This is a genomic window from Bacillus sp. 5mfcol3.1 (assembly GCF_900114335.1).
GTDB lineage: Bacteria > Bacillota > Bacilli > Bacillales > Bacillaceae_G > Bacillus_A > Bacillus_A thuringiensis_S.
Window position 1 is genome coordinate 954,870 of record NZ_FOST01000002.1, and the last position, 17,901, is coordinate 972,770.

Here is a 17,901-nt window from a genome sequence, read left to right on the forward strand (position 1 = left end):
AACGTGCTGATTGGAAAACGCTTAAATGACCGTTATAAGCTGCTGAAAATGATTGGTGGTGGCGGAATGGCCAATGTATATTTAGCTCATGATGATATACTTGGCCGAGATGTAGCGGTAAAAATATTAAGACTCGACTACTCAAATAACGAAGAGTTTATTAAACGTTTCCATCGAGAAGCGCAGTCTGTTACAACGTTGTCGCATCCAAATATTGTGAATATGTATGATGTCGGAGAAGAAGATGGTATATATTATCTTGTCATGGAATATGTACCCGGGCAAACATTGAAGCAATACATAATTGAGCGAGGTATGTTACCTATAGGAGAAGCTCTTGATATTATGGAGCAGTTAACATCCGCCATGGCACACGCCCATCATTTTGAAATTGTGCATCGTGATATAAAGCCGCACAATATTTTAATTCGAGCTGATGGAATAATAAAAGTAACAGATTTTGGAATTGCGACAGCTACAAGTGCAACAACAATTACACATACAAATTCAGTACTGGGTTCAGTCCATTATTTATCACCAGAACAGGCACGTGGCGGGATAGCAAATAAACAATCGGATATTTATTCTCTTGGAATAGTTATGTTTGAATTGTTAACAGGAAGACAACCGTTTTCTGGCGAATCTGCTGTTGCTATAGCTTTAAAACATTTACAAAGTGAAATCCCATCACCAAAAAGATGGAATGAAAATATTCCGCAAAGTGTTGAAAATATTATATTAAAGGCAACTGCAAAAGATCCTTTCCATCGATATCAATCTGCCAATGCTATGAAGCGAGATATTGAAACTGCGCTATATCCAGAGAGGATAAATGAGCAACCATTTTACATACCAGAAGATATGGAAGCGACGAAAGCGATTCCGATTATTCAACAAGAACAATTATTTGAAAATGTAAGTGATGAAACGATTGTTTTAAAAGGGAGTAAAGTGGAAGAACCGATAAGAGCAGAAGCAGCTGAATTAGATAAGAAGAAAAAACGGAGTAACAAGTGGCTTAAAGTTTTAATTTCAACATTTTTATTTTTAGCAATAGGAATAACATTAGCGCTTACGGTTATTCCAGGATTATTTATTCCGAAAGATGTGAAAGTTCCTGATGTGGCTGGTATGAAATACACGACAGCTGTAAATACGTTAGTAGAAAAGGGCTTTGAGGTGACGGAGCCTAATATTGTATATACAGATGATATTGAAGTTGGGGATGTAATAAAAACGGAACCTGTAGCAGGAAGAGTCGTAAAAGAAAACGCTAAAATTACTATCTATCAATCAGGTGGAAAAAAGAAAAGTAAGATGGCGAATTTCACAGGGCAAAACTTTGAGAGTGTAAAAGCTGAGTTAGAAGAAAAATATAAACAAGTTACAGTAAATTATATTGAAAATGATAAGCCGAAAGGTGAAATTGTAGAGCAAATTCCGACGCCTGATCAAATGGTTATAGAAGCGGAGCAAGAACTGAAAATCTGGGTAAGTAAAGGTCCTTATCAAATTAGACCAGGTGACTTTTCGGGGTGGACTGAAAATAGTGTAACTGGTTATTTGAATGAGAGAAAACTAACGTCAGATATAAAACGAGAGTATTCAGATTCAGTCGAAAAAGGACTTGTAATTTCGCAATTTCCAAAACCAGGTACACCATTAAAAGAGGGAGATAAAGTAACTATTATTATCTCTGATGGTCAAAAGCCTAAAGTGACTAAAACGGTAAAAGTGGACAATATCTCTATCCCATATGAGCCTGCTGTAACAGGTGAAAAAAAGCCGCAAACAATAGAAATTTATAAAGAAGACATGCAGCAAAAAATGGATAGACCGGTTGAAACGAGAACAATTACTGAATCAGCGACTATTTCTTTAGAATTTGTAATTCAAGAAGGTTCAAAGGGACACTATAAAATTGTACGAGATGGAGTAACGATTATTGATAAAGAAGTACCATATCCAACTCAATAATAGTGAAAGTCTACTTATTATTATTATTATTATTATTATTGCCTGTTATGCTGTCTACAAAGTGGACGGTATAGCAGGCAAAAATATATGATTCAAAAAGCTAGTAAAGTGATGCAGCTGTAAATATTTTTTTGCATTTAATGGGAAATTTAATGTATATTAGCGAAAGTATATATGGTAGGTTTTGAAATCGTTATTTGGAAAATTTAAATCCATTCATTTTTAAATTCAGCATCACCTTATACAAAAAAAGGAGAATTCTATGCCAGAAGGAAAAATTATAAAAGCTTTAAGTGGGTTTTATTACGTGCAGCATGAAGAAGGGGTTACGCAATGTCGTGGGCGAGGTGTATTTAGAAAAAATAAAATTACACCACTTGTAGGAGACCAAGTTGTTTTTCAGGCAGATAATCCAACTGAAGGTTATGTGCTTGAAGTGTTTGATCGAAAAAATGAACTTGTTAGACCTCCTATTGCTAATGTCGATCAAGCGATCCTTGTGTTCTCTGCAGTAGAACCAGATTTTAATCCTGGACTGTTAGATCGATTTTTAGTGCTGATTGAATATCATAACATTAAGCCAATTATTTGTATTAGCAAGATGGATTTAGTAGATGAAAAGATGAAAGCAACTGTTGAAGCTTATGCGAATGATTATCGTGAGATGGGTTATGATGTTTTATTTACTTCTATTAATACGTCAGAAAGTATTGATATATTAAAACCATACTTAGAAAATTGTGTTTCTGTCGTTGCGGGTCAATCTGGTGTTGGGAAATCTTCAATGCTTAATGTGCTACGTCCAGAATTAGAGCTGAAAACAAATGATATTTCCTCCCATTTAGGACGCGGGAAGCATACGACAAGACACGTAGAATTAATTGCAATTGGGAGTGGACTAGTAGCAGATACACCGGGTTTTAGTTCACTAGATTTCATTGATATAGAAGTAGAAGATCTTACATATTGTTTTCCAGAGTTGAAAGAAGCGAGCCAATACTGTAAATTTAGAGGGTGTACACATCTTTCTGAACCGAAATGTGCAGTGAAAGCTGCGGTTGAAGAAGGGAAGATTACAGAATATCGCTATAAGAACTATAAACAATTCGTAGAAGAAATTAGAGAGAGAAAGCCGAGGTATTAGTTATGATTAAAATTGCACCATCGATTTTATCAGCAGATTTTTCAAAATTAGGGGAAGAGATTAAAGATGTAGAAAAGGGCGGAGCGGATTACATTCACGTTGACGTAATGGATGGACATTTCGTACCAAATATTACGATTGGACCATTAATTGTAGAAGCTATCCGTCCAATTACATCATTACCATTAGATGTACATTTAATGATTGAAAATCCTGATAACTATATCCCGACTTTCGCACAAGCGGGAGCGGATATTATTACTGTTCACGTAGAGGCGTGTCCACATCTACATCGTACAATTCAGTTAATTAAATCTCACGGTATTAAAGCGGGTGTTGTATTAAATCCACATACGCCAGTTTCAGTGATTGAGCATGTATTAGAAGATATAGATATGGTATTACTTATGACAGTAAACCCTGGATTTGGTGGACAGAAGTTTATCCATTCTGTATTACCGAAAATTAAACAAGTTGCAGACATGGTGAAAGAGCGCAATCTAGAAGTAGAAATTGAAGTTGATGGTGGTGTAAATGCTGAAACAGCAAGACTTTGTGTGGAAGCAGGAGCAAATGTACTTGTAGCTGGATCAGCAGTATACAATCAAAAAGACCGCGGTGAAGCAATTCGCGTAATTCGTGGGTAGTGATGAACTTTTATCCTAGTAAGGTATTCATAGGATAGGGTAAAAATATGTAAAAAGGCAATCTACCGAATGGCAGATTGCCTTTTTACAATGGAAGGGGAAGAAAAAATGATTATTCATATTTTGGCAGGAGGACCTTCGGAATATTGCGCAGATTTTGCTCGATATGAGAATGAGGAAGTAGTGTGGGCTGCGGTTGATAGGGGAGTATACCGTCTATTAAAGAAAGGGATTACCCCGGCTGTTGCGTTTGGAGATTACGATTCAGTTACTGAAGAAGAATTAGTATGGATGGGACAGCAAACGAACGAATTACATATTGTTCCGCGGGAAAAAGATCAAACGGATTTAGAAATTGCAATCAACTGGGCATTAGGACAGAAGCCGGCACTAATTCGTATTTTTGGTGCTACCGGTGGAAGACTTGATCACGGTTTGGCAAATATACAAATGCTTTTAAAAGGGTTAGAAGTAGAGATAGAAATGTGTATTGTGGACAATAAAAATGAAATAACAGTTAAAAAAGTGGGTACACATATAATTGAAGAAAATAAAAATTTTCCTTATGTATCTTTTGTACCAGTTACTGAAATAGTGGAAGGGATTACATTGTTTGGTTTTAAGTACCCTCTTACTAATAAAACAATAGAGTGGGGATCAACACTTTGTATTAGTAACGAACTCGTTGAGGAAAAAGGTACTTTTTCATTTACTTCTGGCATATTAATGTTGATAAGAAGCACTGATTGAAGAAACAATTTTGCTCCTTACATCATATAGTGACCAAGTGGAGTAATGGGGATTAGGAGGGAAACCATGAGATTTTATACAATTAAGTTACCTAAATTTCTTGGTGGAATTGTTCGTGCAATGTTAAATACCTTCAAAAAAGATTAAAAAAAGCACCTATCACCGGTGCTTTTTCCATTGTTATAGTAAAAAAAGAGCCTATCGGCTCTTTTTTTTATTATTAAACACGTTCGATTTTGCCAGATTTTAATGCTCTAGCAGAAACGTAAACACGTTGAACTTTTCCGTCGATGCGTACGCGAACTTTTTGAAGGTTAGCGCCCCACTTACGTTTTGTAGCGTTCATTGCGTGAGAACGAGAGTTACCAGAACGAGCTTTTCTTCCAGTAATAGCACAAACACGAGCCATTTATATTTCCCTCCCTTGATACCTTACCATACGTAATTTTTCAATGTTAGTCTTTTATGCGATGCTAAAAACACTACTATAATTTAACACAACTAAAAAGAGAATGCAACACCGTAGAAAAAAGAAATCAAGAAAATTTACTTGACACTATATGTCAATGAAGAAAAGTTAAAATCCATAAAAATTGCTTGACATATTATAGTGGTACATGTTGTATAATAACAATGGACTATTTTGCTCATCATAAAAAAGTGTAATTTAAAACATAAAATATGAGAGTGAAAAGAAAGAACGATGGAATTTTCTTTAAAAAGATTATATGATAGTAACTAAAGTAGTCTAGCTCACTTTCACCATTTATGAAGGGGGAAACGAGATGTCAATTGAAATTAAAACGAAGTACGGTCAAATTGATATTAGTACAGATGTAATTGCAACAATTGCTGGAGGTGCCGCGGTAGATTGCTACGGTATCGTAGGTATGGCATCAAAAAATCAGTTAAAAGATGGATTAACAGACATTTTACGAAAAGAAAACTTCACTAGAGGTGTTATTGTTCGTAAAGATGAAGATGAAGTACATATTGATATGTATATTATTGTGAGCTATGGTACGAAAATTTCAGAAGTGGCACATAATGTGCAGACGAAAGTGAAATATACATTAGATCAAACTGTAGGACTAGCAGTAGATTCTGTAAACATCTACGTACAAGGAGTTAAAGTAATAAACTTGTAATGTGCATTAAGGAGGAAAATCTGTGTCAATTCAAAAAATTGATGGAAAACGTTTATCACAAATGATCATGCAAGGAGCGAATAATTTAACAAATAATGTTCAGCTTGTTGATGCATTAAACGTATTTCCAGTTCCAGATGGCGATACCGGTACAAACATGAACTTATCTATGACTTCAGGTGCGCGTGAAGTGAAAGCAAATCCTTCACAGCATGCTGGTAAAGTCGGCGTAAGTTTAGCCAAAGGATTATTAATGGGAGCTCGTGGTAACTCTGGAGTTATTCTATCTCAGTTGTTCCGTGGTTTCTCTAAATCCATTGAACAAAAAGAAGAATTAACAACAGTTGATTTTGCTGCAGCACTAGAAGCTGGAGTAGAGGCGGCTTATAAAGCGGTTATGAAACCGATTGAAGGAACGATTTTAACGGTTGCAAGAGAAACGGGTAAATATGCAGTAACAGTTGCGAAAAAACAGCGCGACTTTGTTTTGTTTATGGAAGACGTTGTGAAAGAAGCAAACGCATCGTTAAATCGTACGCCAGATTTATTACCTGTATTAAAACAAGTTGGCGTTGTAGATAGCGGTGGTAAAGGTCTTGTAGTAGTATACGAAGGATTTTTAGCTGACTTAAAAGGAGAAACGATTTCTTCTGATGCACCGACGCAAACATCTATGAATGAGATGGTACGCGCAGAACATCACCGTAGTGTACAAAGCCAATTGAGTACAGAAGATATTAAGTATGGATATTGTACGGAGTTCATGGTGAAATTAGAGGCTGAAAAGGTGAAAGAGCATAATTTCTCTGAACAAAAATTCCGTGAAGATATTAGTGTATATGGTGATTCTCTACTAGTTGTGTCTGATGATGAAATTGTAAAAGTTCATATCCACGCAGAACATCCTGGAGACGCTATGAACTACGGGCAAAAATACGGTAGTTTAATTAAGATCAAAGTAGAAAATATGCGTGAACAGCATACTGCTTTATTAGATGAACCTGCTATGGTTCCTGAACAACCAGCTCAATCGAAAGAAAAACAACCATATGGTATCGTAACTGTGGCAATGGGGTCTGGTATTAAAACTTTATTTGAGAGCATCGGCGCAACGAAAGTTATCGAAGGTGGTCAAACGATGAATCCAAGTACGGAGGATATCGTGAAGGCAATTGAAGAAGCAAATGCTGAAAAAATCATTATTTTACCGAATAACGGAAATATTGTAATGGCAGCAGAACAAGCGGCATCAGTTGTAGATCAAGAAGTTATTGTTGTTCGTTCGAAAACAGTTCCTCAAGGTATGGCAGCAATGTTAGCATTTAACCCAGTTGGAACGTTAGAAGAGAATGAAGAAAACATGCAAGAAGCTTTATCTCATGTGAAAACAGGTCAAATTACGTATGCTGTACGTGATACGGAAATTGATGGTGTAGCAATTCAAAAAGATGACTTCATGTGTATTGCAGATGGAAAAATTGTATCTACAAATGCTGAAAAAGTAGGAGCTGCGAAGCAATTACTAGAAGCGCTTATTGATGAAGATTCTGAAATCGTAACGATTCTACAAGGTGAAGATGCAACTGACGAAGAAGTAGCGGAGTTAGTTGAATTTGTAGAAGAGAAATTTGAAGATGCAGAAGTAGAAGTGCATGCTGGAAACCAACCAGTGTATTCTTTCATCTTCTCTGTAGAATAAGATAAGATTCGTTTTGAAAATAAATGGATTACTTACTTGCTAATGGATAAGAAGTAGTAATATGAAGTTTATTACTAGTTTTTATTCAAAAGGCTAGCATATTGAAGAGAGAAAAGAGCCTTGCTGCTAATAGTGAGGCTCTTTTTTACTTGTTTTACATAAGGGATTTGAGTAGTTTCTCTTAGAATGCCTATGATAGAATATATAAGGTGAAAGAGAGCGATTACAGATGCTAATTGGTACTCAAATAAAATGCAATAAAGAAAATAATGTGACGGGGTGTGAGAATCTTGAATGATGTTGTACAAGTTCCTGTTACGGATGTAAAGGGGATCGGAGGAGAAACATCTGAGTTACTACATGAGATGGGGATTTATACAGTTTCTCATCTATTAGAACATTTTCCGTACCGTTATGAAGATTATGCGATGAAAGATCTTGCTGAAGTAAAGCATGATGAACGTGTAACGGTTGAAGGGAAGGTTCATAGTGCTCCTTTGCTGCAATATTATGGTAAGAAGAAATCGCGTCTAACAGTTCGTGTTCTCGTCGGTCGTTATTTAATTACGGCGGTATGTTTTAATAGGCCTTACTATAAGCAAAAATTAACGTTAGATGAAACGGTAACGATTACTGGTAAATGGGATCAACATCGTCAAACAATTGCTGTATCAGAACTTCATTTTGGGCCAGTTGTACGTCAACAAGAAGTGGAGCCTGTTTACTCAGTAAAGGGGAAACTTACAGTAAAACAGATGCGTCGTTTTATTGCTCAAGCGTTAAAGGAATATGGAGATTCTATAGTCGAAGTGTTACCGGATGGTTTGTTAGGCCGGTATAAATTATTACCAAGATATGAAGCACTTAAGGCTTTGCATTTTCCGGTAGGACAGGAGGATTTAAAGCAAGCGCGTCGCCGTTTTGTATATGAGGAATTTTTCTTATTTCAGCTGAAAATGCAAACACTGAGGAAAATGGAGAGGGAAAATTCAAAAGGGACGAAGAAAGAGATTCCGTCAGTAGAATTACAAGAATTTATCGATGCATTGCCGTTCCCGTTAACTGGTGCGCAGCGCCGAGTTGTAGATGAAATTTTAAAAGATATGACATCTCCTTATCGGATGAACCGACTATTACAAGGTGACGTTGGTTCTGGGAAAACAGTTGTTGCTGCGATTGGCCTTTATGCATCGAAATTAGCTCATTATCAAGGTGCTTTAATGGTTCCTACAGAAATTTTAGCTGAGCAACATTATCAGTCGCTTGCTGAAACGTTTTCGCATTTTGGTATGAAGGTGGAACTGCTAACAAGTTCTGTTAAGGGTGCAAGACGCCGAGAAATTTTAGCGAAGTTAGAACAAGGAGAAATAGATATTCTTGTTGGAACGCACGCTTTAATTCAAGATGAAGTTATATTTCATAGGTTGGGTCTCGTTATTACAGATGAACAGCATCGATTTGGTGTAGCGCAGCGCCGAGTTTTACGGGAGAAAGGTGAAAGTCCAGATGTATTATTTATGACAGCGACACCAATTCCGCGTACGCTTGCAATTACTGCATTTGGAGAGATGGATGTTTCGATAATCGATGAGATGCCAGCAGGTAGAAAGGTGATTGAAACATACTGGGCAAAACATGATATGTTAGATCGCGTCCTCGGTTTTGTTGAGAAGGAAATAAAAAAAGGAAGACAGGCATACGTTATTTGTCCTCTAATTGAAGAATCTGAGAAACTTGATGTGCAAAATGCTATCGACTTACATAGTATGCTGACGCATCATTACCAAGGGAAATGCCAAGTTGGATTGATGCATGGGAGATTATCGTCTCAGGAAAAAGAAGAGATAATGGGCCAGTTTAGTGAAAATAAAGTGCAAATTCTTGTATCGACAACAGTTGTTGAGGTGGGTGTGAACGTACCGAATGCGACTGTGATGGTTATTTATGATGCAGAACGTTTCGGTTTATCGCAGCTTCATCAGCTTAGAGGGCGTGTCGGGCGTGGTAGTGAACAATCATATTGTTTATTAATAGCAGACCCTAAATCAGAAACAGGAAAAGAAAGAATGCGCATAATGACTGAAACAAATGATGGATTTGTATTGTCAGAAAAAGATTTAGAATTACGAGGTCCTGGAGATTTCTTTGGGAGTAAGCAAAGTGGCTTACCAGAATTTAAGGTTGCTGACATGGTACACGATTATCGAGCGTTAGAAACAGCAAGGCAAGATGCGGCGATACTAGTAGATTCAGAAGCATTTTGGCACAATGATCAGTACGCTGCCTTGCGTACGTATCTTGATGGGACAGGTGTGTTCCAAGGAGAGAAGCTCGATTAAAGGGAGTCAACAAAAATTTTTGTTGCATTCTACTTTTAATGATTATATACTACTGTTAGTACCTAGTCATAAAAATGGATGGTGCGGTATGAAGAAAAGAAGAAGTAAAAAAGAAAGACAAGAATTATTACAACAAACAATCGAATCAAATCCTTTTATTACGGATGAAGATTTAGCGGAAAAATTTCAAGTGAGTATACAAACAGTACGACTGGATCGTATGGAATTGTCTATTCCTGAATTAAGAGAGAGAATTAAACATGTAGCTACAAAGCAACATGAAGAAGATGTGAAATCTTTACCGTTAGAAGAGGTTGTCGGAGAAATTATTGATATTGAATTAGATAGACATGCAATCTCTATCTTTGAAGTAAAGGTAGAACATGTATTTAAAAGAAATCAAATTGCCCGTGGGCATCATCTGTTTGCGCAAGCAAACTCACTAGCTGTTGCGGTTATTGATGAAGAATTAGCTTTAACTGCAAAGTCTACCATTCGATACATTCGCCCTGTAAAATTAGGAGAGCGTGTTGTTGCAAAAGCGCGCGTTGAAGATGTAGAGAATGATAAGGGACGGACGGTTGTCAAAGTGCGTAGCTTCGTTGGAGAAGAACTTGTTTTTACAGGCACTTTTGAAATGTATCGATCTAGTAATTATAGTGAGGAAGGTAACAACTTATGAAAATCGCAATAGATGCAATGGGCGGAGATCACGCTCCAAAGGCTGTAGTATTAGGGGCAATGAAAGCTATTAAGGAATATTCTGATTTACATATTACGTTAGTAGGGAAAGAAGAGGAAATTCGTCAATATTTAACGAGTGATGAACGAATTACTATTCTTCATACAGACGAAAAAATAGAATCGACGGAGGAACCAGTAAGAGCGGTTCGTCGAAAAAAACAAGCTTCAATGGTACTTGCGGCACAGCAAGTAAAGGATGGAGAAGCAGACGCTTGTATATCCGCAGGTAGTACAGGAGCTTTAATGGCAGCTGGATTATTTGTTGTCGGTCGCATGGAAGGAATTGAGCGACCAGCTTTATCGCCTACAATGCCAACTGTAGATGGAAAAGGTTTTGTTATGTTAGATGTTGGAGCAAATGTTGATGCAAAACCAATTCATTTATATCAATATGCAGTAATGGGATCTGTTTATGCTGAGAAGGTAAGAGGAATTGAAAATCCTCGTGTTGGACTATTAAACGTTGGAACAGAGGATGGAAAAGGAAACGAGCTTTCAAAGCAAGTATTTGCAATGCTTAAGGATGCGCCAATTAATTTCGTTGGGAACGTTGAATCAAGAGATTTATTGCAAGGTGTAGCAGATGTTGTTGTATGTGATGGTTTTACAGGGAATGTAGCGTTGAAATCATTAGAAGGAACAGCACTTGCGCTATTCTCTATGTTGAAAGAACAACTAATGAGTTCGTTTACGAGCAAATTAGCAGCGGCGGTATTAAAGCCAAAACTTATGGTATTAAAAGATAAAATGGATTATTCGGAGTACGGGGGAGCTGCATTATTTGGATTGAAAGCACCTGTCATTAAGGCTCACGGTTCTTCTAATGACCAGTCGATATTTAGTGCGATTCGTCAAACGAGAGAAATGGTAGCGAAAGAAGTAATTCCTACAATTTCAAGCGTAATGGAGAAAGAGTCACTCCAATAAGAGGAGGATTTGAAATGGGAAAAATAGCATTTCTTTTTCCGGGCCAAGGTTCACAGGCAGTTGGAATGGGTAAACAATTAGCAGAGAATAATAAAGAGGTTGCAAAAGTGTTTGCAAAAGCAGATGAGGTGTTACAAGATTCACTTTCAGAAGTGATTTTTGAAGGACCGCAGGAAAAGCTTACATTAACAACAAATGCTCAGCCTGCATTATTAACAACGAGTTTTGCTATTTTGACAGCTTTGAAAGAGTATGACATTACACCTGACTTTGTCGCTGGTCATAGTTTAGGTGAATATAGCGCTCTTGTAGCAGCTGGTGCATTCACTTTTGAAGATGCGGTATATGCTGTAAGGAAACGCGGGGAATATATGGAAGAAGCTGTTCCGGGCGGGGAAGGTGCAATGGCAGCTATATTAGGTGCTGACCCACATATGCTGAAACAAGTTACAGAAGAAGTAACAAGTGAAGGATATGCAGTGCAAATCGCTAATATGAATAGTACGAAGCAAATTGTAATTTCTGGAACGAAGCAAGGCGTAGAGCTTGCTTCTCAAAGAGCGAAAGAAAATGGTGCAAAGAGAGCAATTCCACTAAAAGTAAGTGGGCCATTCCATTCTTCACTTATGAAGCCGGCAGCTGAGAAGTTCCAAAGTGTTTTGAATGAAATTACAATTCATGATACGAATATTCCTGTTATTGCAAATGTTACGGCGGATGTTATTACACGTGGTGCCGACATTCAAGAAAAGTTAATCGAACAGCTTTATTCGCCTGTATTATGGTACCCGTCTATTGAATGTATGGTGAAGCAGGGAGTAGATACATTTATTGAAATTGGACCTGGAAAAGTACTTGCTGGACTTATGAAGTCAATTGATTCATCAGTAAAAGCATATGCGATATATGATGAAGAGACATTAAAAGATACCATTTCAAATTTGAGAGGAGAAAACTGATGTTAAAAGGGAAGGTAGCATTAGTAACTGGCGCTTCACGTGGAATTGGTCGCGCGATTGCGATCGATTTAGCGAAACAAGGGGCAAATGTAGTAGTAAATTATGCAGGTAATGAACAAAAAGCAAATGAAGTAGTAGATGAAATTAAGAAATTAGGTTCTGATGCGATTGCGGTAAAAGCAGATGTTGCAAATGCTGATGATGTTACAAATATGGTGAAACAAACAGTAGATACATTTGGACAAGTTGATATTCTTGTAAATAATGCTGGTGTAACAAAAGATAATTTATTAATGCGTATGAAAGAAGAAGAATGGGATACAGTTATTAATACAAACTTAAAAGGTGTATTCTTATGTACAAAAGCAGTATCTCGTTATATGATGCGTCAACGTCACGGTAGAATTATAAATATCGCTTCTGTTGTGGGTGTTATAGGAAACCCAGGGCAAGCTAATTATGTTGCTGCTAAAGCGGGTGTTATTGGATTAACAAAAACATCTGCAAAAGAGTTAGCAAGTCGAAATATTACTGTGAATGCAATTGCGCCAGGCTTTATTGCGACTGATATGACTGATGTACTAGATGAGAATATTAAAGCCGAAATGTTAAAAGTTATTCCAGCTGCTCAATTTGGTGAAGCGCAAGATATCGCGAATGCTGTAACGTTTTTTGCTTCTGATCAAAGCAAATATGTTACAGGTCAAACGTTAAATGTTGATGGCGGTATGGTAATGTAATAAAAGAATCGATTTCACCTAGTTTTTTTGGTCAATATTTAATATAATATTTGAGGGGAGGTGAATGGAATGGCAGATGTTTTAGAGCGCGTAACAAAAATCATCGTTGATCGTTTAGGAGTAGAAGAGACTGAGGTAGTACCAGCTGCAAGCTTCAAGGAAGATTTAGGAGCAGACTCCCTAGATGTAGTAGAACTTGTAATGCAATTAGAAGATGAATTCGAAATGGAAATTTCTGATGAAGATGCTGAAAAGATTGCTACTGTTGGCGATGCTGTGACTTACATAGAGAGTCATCTATAATGCTTAAGTGAAGTCCCGTTTTTTAGCGGGGCTTTCTGGCTTATATCTGGAGGGACCTATGCCGTACCGAAAATATAGAGAAAAAAAATACGAAACAAAATATCGTGAAGCATTTAAAGTGTTTCAAGAAAAGATAGGTATTACGTTTACAGATGAAAAATTATTGATTCAAGCATTTACGCATTCATCGTATGTGAATGAGCATCGAAAAAAACCGCATGAAGATAATGAGCGTCTTGAATTTCTTGGAGATGCAGTATTGGAACTTACTGTATCGCAGTATCTGTTTCAAAAATATCCGACAATGAGCGAAGGAGAGTTAACAAAACTACGTGCAGCTATTGTATGTGAGCCATCTCTTGTTCGTTTTGCGAACGAATTGTCATTTGGTAGCCTTGTTTTATTAGGAAAAGGTGAAGAAATGACAGGTGGACGTGAACGACCAGCTTTATTAGCGGATGTCTTTGAAGCGTTTATTGGTGCCCTTTATCTTGATCAAGGGTTAGAAACAGTTTGGGAATTCTTAAAAGAAATTGTATATCCGAAAATTAATGAGGGTGCTTTTTCTCATGTGATGGATTATAAGAGTCAGTTACAAGAATTGATTCAGCGTGATGGTAGTGGCAATGTTGAGTATCAAATTTTGCAAGAAAAAGGACCAGCTCACAATCGAGAATTTGTGTCACGTGTTACGTTAAATAACGTAGCTTTAGGTCTTGGTAGTGGTAAGTCGAAAAAAGAAGCAGAACAACAAGCTGCTGCAGAAGCATTGAAAAAATTAAAAGAACAACTATAAGGAATCCCCCTTTGAATGAGGGGGATTCCTTGTGCATAGAATGAAACTTTCTTTTTGTTTGTAAATAAAAAGAAGGTAAATCCGTATAATAGCTTGTTTTTGTATAGAGAACATTTATAAAGACGGAGAATAGGAGGAAGGCCTTTCGTGTTTTTAAAAAGATTAGAAATAGCAGGATTTAAGTCTTTTGCTGAGCGTGTATCTGTTGATTTTGTCCCGGGTGTAACTTCTGTAGTAGGACCTAATGGAAGCGGGAAAAGTAATATTACTGATGCAATTCGCTGGGTACTTGGTGAACAATCTGCAAAATCATTACGTGGTGCAAAGATGGAGGATATTATTTTTGCAGGCAGTGATACGAGGAGAGCGGTTAATGTTGCTGAAGTAACAATAACTTTAAATAATGAAGATCAACGTTTACCAATTGAATACAATGAGGTGTGTGTAACACGTCGTGTATCTCGTTCAGGTGAAAGTGATTTTTATATTAATAAACAATCATGTAGATTGAAAGATATTATTGATTTATTTATGGACTCTGGTATGGGAAGAGAAGCTTTTTCAATTATTAGCCAGGGGAAAGTGGAAGAGATTTTAAGTAGTAAGTCAGAAGAGCGTCGAGGTGTATTTGAAGAAGCGGCAGGCGTACTAAAATACAAACTTCGCAAAAAGAAAGCTGAAGGAAAATTAGAAGAAACACAAGAAAACTTAAATCGTGTACAAGATATAATTCATGAATTAAGTAGTCAAGTAGAACCTTTAGAAAGACAAGCTTCTATTGCGAAAGATTATCTTGAGAATAAAGAAGAATTAGAGAAAGTAGAAGCTGCGCTTATTGTCCATGAAATTGAAGAATTGCATGAGAAATGGGAAGCACTTCGAAATCAGTTTGGGCATAATAAAAACGAAGAAGCTAAAATGTCAACGAATTTACAAAAAAGTGAAGAAGAACTTGAGGAATTACGAGGACAATTACAAGCGGTAGATGAGTCTGTAGACTCGTTGCAAGAGGTACTTCTTCTTTCTAGTAAAGAGCTAGAAAAACTAGAAGGGCAGCGCGAGTTGTTAAAAGAGAGAAAGCAAAATGCTACGACGCATTGTGCGCAACTTGAGCAGTTAATTGTTGAATTAACAGAGAAAGCTAAAATTTACGATGGTGAGATTGAGTCAAGTACAGAAGCTTTAATGCAATTTGTGAATGAAGTAAAAGAGTTGGAGCAAAAATTGCATGATAATGAGCAATTGCTTGCTACTTTTGCTGACAATTTAGAGGAACAGATTGAGAATTTAAAAGGTGACTATATTGAACTTTTAAATCAACAAGCTAGTCATCGCAATGAATTATCTATGATTGAAGAACAATCTAAACAGCAAACGTCTAAAAACGAGCGTCTAGATGAAGAGAATGCGAAATATGTAGAAATGCGTATGGAAATTACAGCGAAAAAGACGAAACTTGTAGAAAGTTACGAACAAGCGAAAGAAAAAGTAGCTGGCATTCTCTCAAACATACAGAAGACAGAGGCGGCACTTGGGAAATGTAAGACGCAGTATAGTGAAAATGAAACAAAACTATACCAAGCATACCAATTTGTGCAACAGGCACGTTCTCGAAAAGAAATGCTTGAAGAGATGCAAGAAGATTATTCTGGCTTCTATCAAGGTGTACGTGAAGTATTGAAAGCTAGAGAAAATAGGTTGCAAGGTATCGAGGGTGCTGTTGCGGAACTGTTAACGGTTCCGAAAGAATACGAAGTTGCAATGGAAATCGCTCTAGGTGCAGCGATGCAGCATATTGTTGTACAAACAGAGGAGCATGCTCGTAATGCGATTGCATTTTTAAAGCAAAATAAACATGGACGTGCAACGTTTTTACCGCAAGCTGTTATTAAAAGCAGATCGTTATCATTTGAGCAATTACGCATTGTAAATCAACACCCATCGTTTGTAGGTGTGGCGGCAGAACTTGTGCAGTACAACAATAAATATGAAAATGTAGTTTCAAATTTATTAGGTACTGTTATTGTTGCGAAAGATTTACGCGGAGCAAATGAGTTGGCGAAACAACTGCAATACCGTTATCGCATTGTAACAATTGAAGGTGACGTAGTGAATCCTGGCGGTTCTATGACTGGTGGGGCGGTAAAACAAGCGAAATCTTCTTTATTAGGACGCCAACGTGAACTGGAAGAGTGGACTCGCAAGTTAACTGATATGGAAGAAAAAACAACGAAGTTAGAAAACTTTGTTAAAGCAGTAAAACAAGAGATTCAAGAAAAAGAAGTGAAAATACGCGAACTAAGGCAAACTGTAGAAGTGGATCGTGTAGAAGAGCAGAAATTAAGAGAAGAGATTAATCGTTTAGAATTAGAAGAACATCGTATTAATGACCGCTTGTCTATTTATGATTTAGAGATTGAAGGGTTTTTACAAGATCGAGTAAAAATGCAAGGGCGTAAAGAGGAGTTAGAAGGGATTTTAGCGAATCTTCAAGCTGATATCACTGAGTTAGATAGTAAAATTGTAGCTTTAACAAAACAAAAAAGTGAGCAACATTCTTCGAAAGAAAAAGTTCAAAAAGAAATGACTGAATTAAAAGTGCTGGCAGCTGAAAAGCAACAACGCTTATCTAATCAAAAAGAAAAAGTTGAACGATTGACGAAGGAAAAAGAAGAAACGGATACGACACTTGTAAAAACGAAAGAGGATTTAGCATTCTTAAAACAAGAAATGACATCTAATTCAAGTGGTGAAGAGCAAATTACGAATATGATTGAGAAGAAAGCGTATGATCGTAATCAAACTTCAGAATTAATTCGCTCTCGTCGTGAACAACGTGTATCGTTGCAAGAGAGAGTAGAACATTTAGAACGCAATTTGAAAGAAACGACAGGTAAACATAAATATATTCTTGAAATGTTGAAAGATCAAGAAGTGAGAATAAACCGACTTGATGTAGAGTTGGAAAATAGATTACAACATTTACGTGAAACATATACGATTTCATTTGAAGCGGCGAAACTAAAATATACAATGACAATGCCTGCAGAAGATGCGCGTAAGAAAGTAAAATTAATCAAATTATCCATAGAAGAGTTAGGTACAGTGAACCTAGGGGCAATTGATGAATATGAACGTGTAGCGGAGCGTCATACATTCTTACTAGAGCAGAGAGACGATCTAGAAGAAGCGAAAACGACATTGCACCAGCTTATTACCGAAATGGATGAAGAAATGAAAAAGCGCTTTTCTACTACGTTTGAAGGCATTAGAATGGAATTTCAATCGGTATTCTCTGAATTATTTGGAGGCGGTAGAGCGGATTTAGTAATGACTAATCCAGAGGATTTACTAAATACGGGTATTGATATTGTAGCACAACCGCCAGGGAAGAAATTGCAGAACTTAGGTTTACTTTCAGGTGGAGAGCGTGCTTTAACGGCAATTGCGCTTTTATTTGGTATTTTAAAAGTGCGCCCAGTACCGTTCTGTGTACTAGATGAGGTAGAGGCCGCCCTTGATGAAGCGAATGTAGCTCGTTTTGCACAGTATTTAAAGAAATTTAGTGATGAGACGCAGTTTATTGTAATTACACATAGAAAAGGTACAATGGAAGAGTCTGATGTGTTGTACGGTGTAACAATGCAAGAATCAGGGGTATCTAAACTTGTTTCGGTTCGTTTAGATGCCGGAGAAGAACTTATTGCAAGTGAATAGGAAGGATGGGA

The 17,901-nt window shown here is 37.0% G+C and carries 16 protein-coding genes; 15 read left to right on the forward strand and 1 reads right to left on the reverse strand.

All coding sequences use genetic code 11. The annotated features are described in order from the left end of the window. Window positions 1–3 precede the first annotated feature (3 nt). The 5 genes from pknB (at window position 4) to spoVM (ending at window position 4,665) form a co-directional block, all read left to right on the forward strand. Complete coding sequence (gene pknB, locus BM089_RS14445; protein ID WP_000904746.1) at window positions 4–1,977, forward strand: Stk1 family PASTA domain-containing Ser/Thr kinase; 1,974 nt, start codon at window positions 4–6, stop codon at window positions 1,975–1,977. Between the two features lie 262 nt (window positions 1,978–2,239). Beyond that, window positions 2,240–3,121, forward strand: a complete 882-nt coding sequence (gene rsgA, locus BM089_RS14450; RefSeq protein WP_001113932.1) for a ribosome small subunit-dependent GTPase A — start codon at window positions 2,240–2,242, stop codon at window positions 3,119–3,121. Between the two features lie 2 nt (window positions 3,122–3,123). Further along, a complete protein-coding gene (rpe, locus tag BM089_RS14455; protein ID WP_000589974.1) occupies window positions 3,124–3,768 on the forward strand; it encodes a ribulose-phosphate 3-epimerase in 645 nt (214 codons plus the stop codon). Between the two features lie 69 nt (window positions 3,769–3,837). Then, window positions 3,838–4,518: a thiamine diphosphokinase gene (locus BM089_RS14460; protein WP_000752665.1), complete on the forward strand. Its 681-nt coding sequence runs from the start codon at window positions 3,838–3,840 to the stop codon at window positions 4,516–4,518. Between the two features lie 66 nt (window positions 4,519–4,584). Beyond that, window positions 4,585–4,665: a stage V sporulation protein SpoVM gene (gene spoVM / locus BM089_RS14465; protein ID WP_001213599.1), complete on the forward strand. Its 81-nt coding sequence runs from the start codon at window positions 4,585–4,587 to the stop codon at window positions 4,663–4,665. Between the two features lie 73 nt (window positions 4,666–4,738). Here spoVM and rpmB read toward each other — a convergent pair whose 3' ends face one another. Continuing rightward, complete coding sequence (rpmB, locus tag BM089_RS14470) at window positions 4,739–4,927, reverse strand: 50S ribosomal protein L28 (RefSeq protein WP_000124776.1); 189 nt, start codon at window positions 4,925–4,927, stop codon at window positions 4,739–4,741. Between the two features lie 376 nt (window positions 4,928–5,303). On the opposite strand from rpmB, the gene BM089_RS14475 reads away from it, so the two are divergent. The 10 genes from BM089_RS14475 (at window position 5,304) to smc (ending at window position 17,890) form a co-directional block, all read left to right on the forward strand. Next, window positions 5,304–5,666 carry an Asp23/Gls24 family envelope stress response protein gene (locus tag BM089_RS14475; RefSeq protein WP_000021109.1) on the forward strand — a complete coding sequence of 121 codons (363 nt, stop codon included), beginning with the start codon at window positions 5,304–5,306 and terminating at the stop codon, window positions 5,664–5,666. A gap of 22 nt (window positions 5,667–5,688) precedes the next feature. Beyond that, a complete protein-coding gene (locus tag BM089_RS14480; protein ID WP_000027131.1) occupies window positions 5,689–7,365 on the forward strand; it encodes a DAK2 domain-containing protein in 1,677 nt (558 codons plus the stop codon). Between the two features lie 290 nt (window positions 7,366–7,655). Continuing rightward, a complete protein-coding gene (gene recG / locus BM089_RS14485; protein ID WP_001000823.1) occupies window positions 7,656–9,704 on the forward strand; it encodes an ATP-dependent DNA helicase RecG in 2,049 nt (682 codons plus the stop codon). An 88-nt stretch (window positions 9,705–9,792) separates the two neighbouring features. Next, the gene (gene fapR, locus BM089_RS14490) at window positions 9,793–10,386 is read left to right on the forward strand and encodes a transcription factor FapR (RefSeq protein ID WP_000747349.1); all 594 of its coding nucleotides are present in this window, start codon (window positions 9,793–9,795) and stop codon (window positions 10,384–10,386) included. Beyond that, window positions 10,383–11,375, forward strand: a complete 993-nt coding sequence (plsX, locus tag BM089_RS14495) for a phosphate acyltransferase PlsX (RefSeq protein WP_000684100.1) — start codon at window positions 10,383–10,385, stop codon at window positions 11,373–11,375. Before fapR ends, plsX begins: the two co-directional genes overlap by 4 nt. Window positions 11,376–11,389: 14 nt before the next feature. After that, window positions 11,390–12,334, forward strand: coding sequence for an ACP S-malonyltransferase (gene fabD, locus BM089_RS14500; protein WP_090977188.1), 945 nt, complete (start codon window positions 11,390–11,392; stop codon window positions 12,332–12,334). After that, entirely contained in the window at window positions 12,334–13,074 is a 741-nt protein-coding gene (gene fabG, locus BM089_RS14505; protein ID WP_000911769.1) for a 3-oxoacyl-[acyl-carrier-protein] reductase, read from the forward strand. Before fabD ends, fabG begins: the two co-directional genes overlap by 1 nt. A 69-nt stretch (window positions 13,075–13,143) precedes the next feature. Then, window positions 13,144–13,377: an acyl carrier protein gene (gene acpP, locus BM089_RS14510; RefSeq protein ID WP_000786062.1), complete on the forward strand. Its 234-nt coding sequence runs from the start codon at window positions 13,144–13,146 to the stop codon at window positions 13,375–13,377. Between the two features lie 58 nt (window positions 13,378–13,435). Then, window positions 13,436–14,173 (forward strand): ribonuclease III, encoded by a 738-nt coding sequence (gene rncS / locus BM089_RS14515; protein ID WP_001146875.1) that lies wholly within the window; start codon window positions 13,436–13,438, stop codon window positions 14,171–14,173. Between the two features lie 147 nt (window positions 14,174–14,320). After that, entirely contained in the window at window positions 14,321–17,890 is a 3,570-nt protein-coding gene (gene smc / locus BM089_RS14520) for a chromosome segregation protein SMC (RefSeq protein WP_075717457.1), read from the forward strand. The last annotated feature ends 11 nt before the right edge of the window (window positions 17,891–17,901 follow it).

Bases quoted from the DNA above. Each gene is read 5' to 3' on its own strand.
- fapR (WP_000747349.1), top strand. From the start codon at position 9,793: ATGAAGAAAAGAAGAAGTAAAAAAGAAAGACAAGAATTATTACAACAA.
- rpmB (WP_000124776.1), bottom strand. From the start codon at position 4,927: ATGGCTCGTGTTTGTGCTATTACTGGAAGAAAAGCTCGTTCTGGTAAC.
- rsgA (WP_001113932.1), top strand. From the start codon at position 2,240: ATGCCAGAAGGAAAAATTATAAAAGCTTTAAGTGGGTTTTATTACGTG.
- plsX (WP_000684100.1), top strand. From the start codon at position 10,383: ATGAAAATCGCAATAGATGCAATGGGCGGAGATCACGCTCCAAAGGCT.
- BM089_RS14460 (WP_000752665.1), top strand. From the start codon at position 3,838: ATGGCAGATTGCCTTTTTACAATGGAAGGGGAAGAAAAAATGATTATT.
- fabD (WP_090977188.1), top strand. From the start codon at position 11,390: ATGGGAAAAATAGCATTTCTTTTTCCGGGCCAAGGTTCACAGGCAGTT.
- rncS (WP_001146875.1), top strand. From the start codon at position 13,436: ATGCCGTACCGAAAATATAGAGAAAAAAAATACGAAACAAAATATCGT.
- BM089_RS14475 (WP_000021109.1), top strand. From the start codon at position 5,304: ATGTCAATTGAAATTAAAACGAAGTACGGTCAAATTGATATTAGTACA.
- rpe (WP_000589974.1), top strand. From the start codon at position 3,124: ATGATTAAAATTGCACCATCGATTTTATCAGCAGATTTTTCAAAATTA.
- spoVM (WP_001213599.1), top strand. From the start codon at position 4,585: ATGAGATTTTATACAATTAAGTTACCTAAATTTCTTGGTGGAATTGTT.
- fabG (WP_000911769.1), top strand. From the start codon at position 12,334: ATGTTAAAAGGGAAGGTAGCATTAGTAACTGGCGCTTCACGTGGAATT.
- acpP (WP_000786062.1), top strand. From the start codon at position 13,144: ATGGCAGATGTTTTAGAGCGCGTAACAAAAATCATCGTTGATCGTTTA.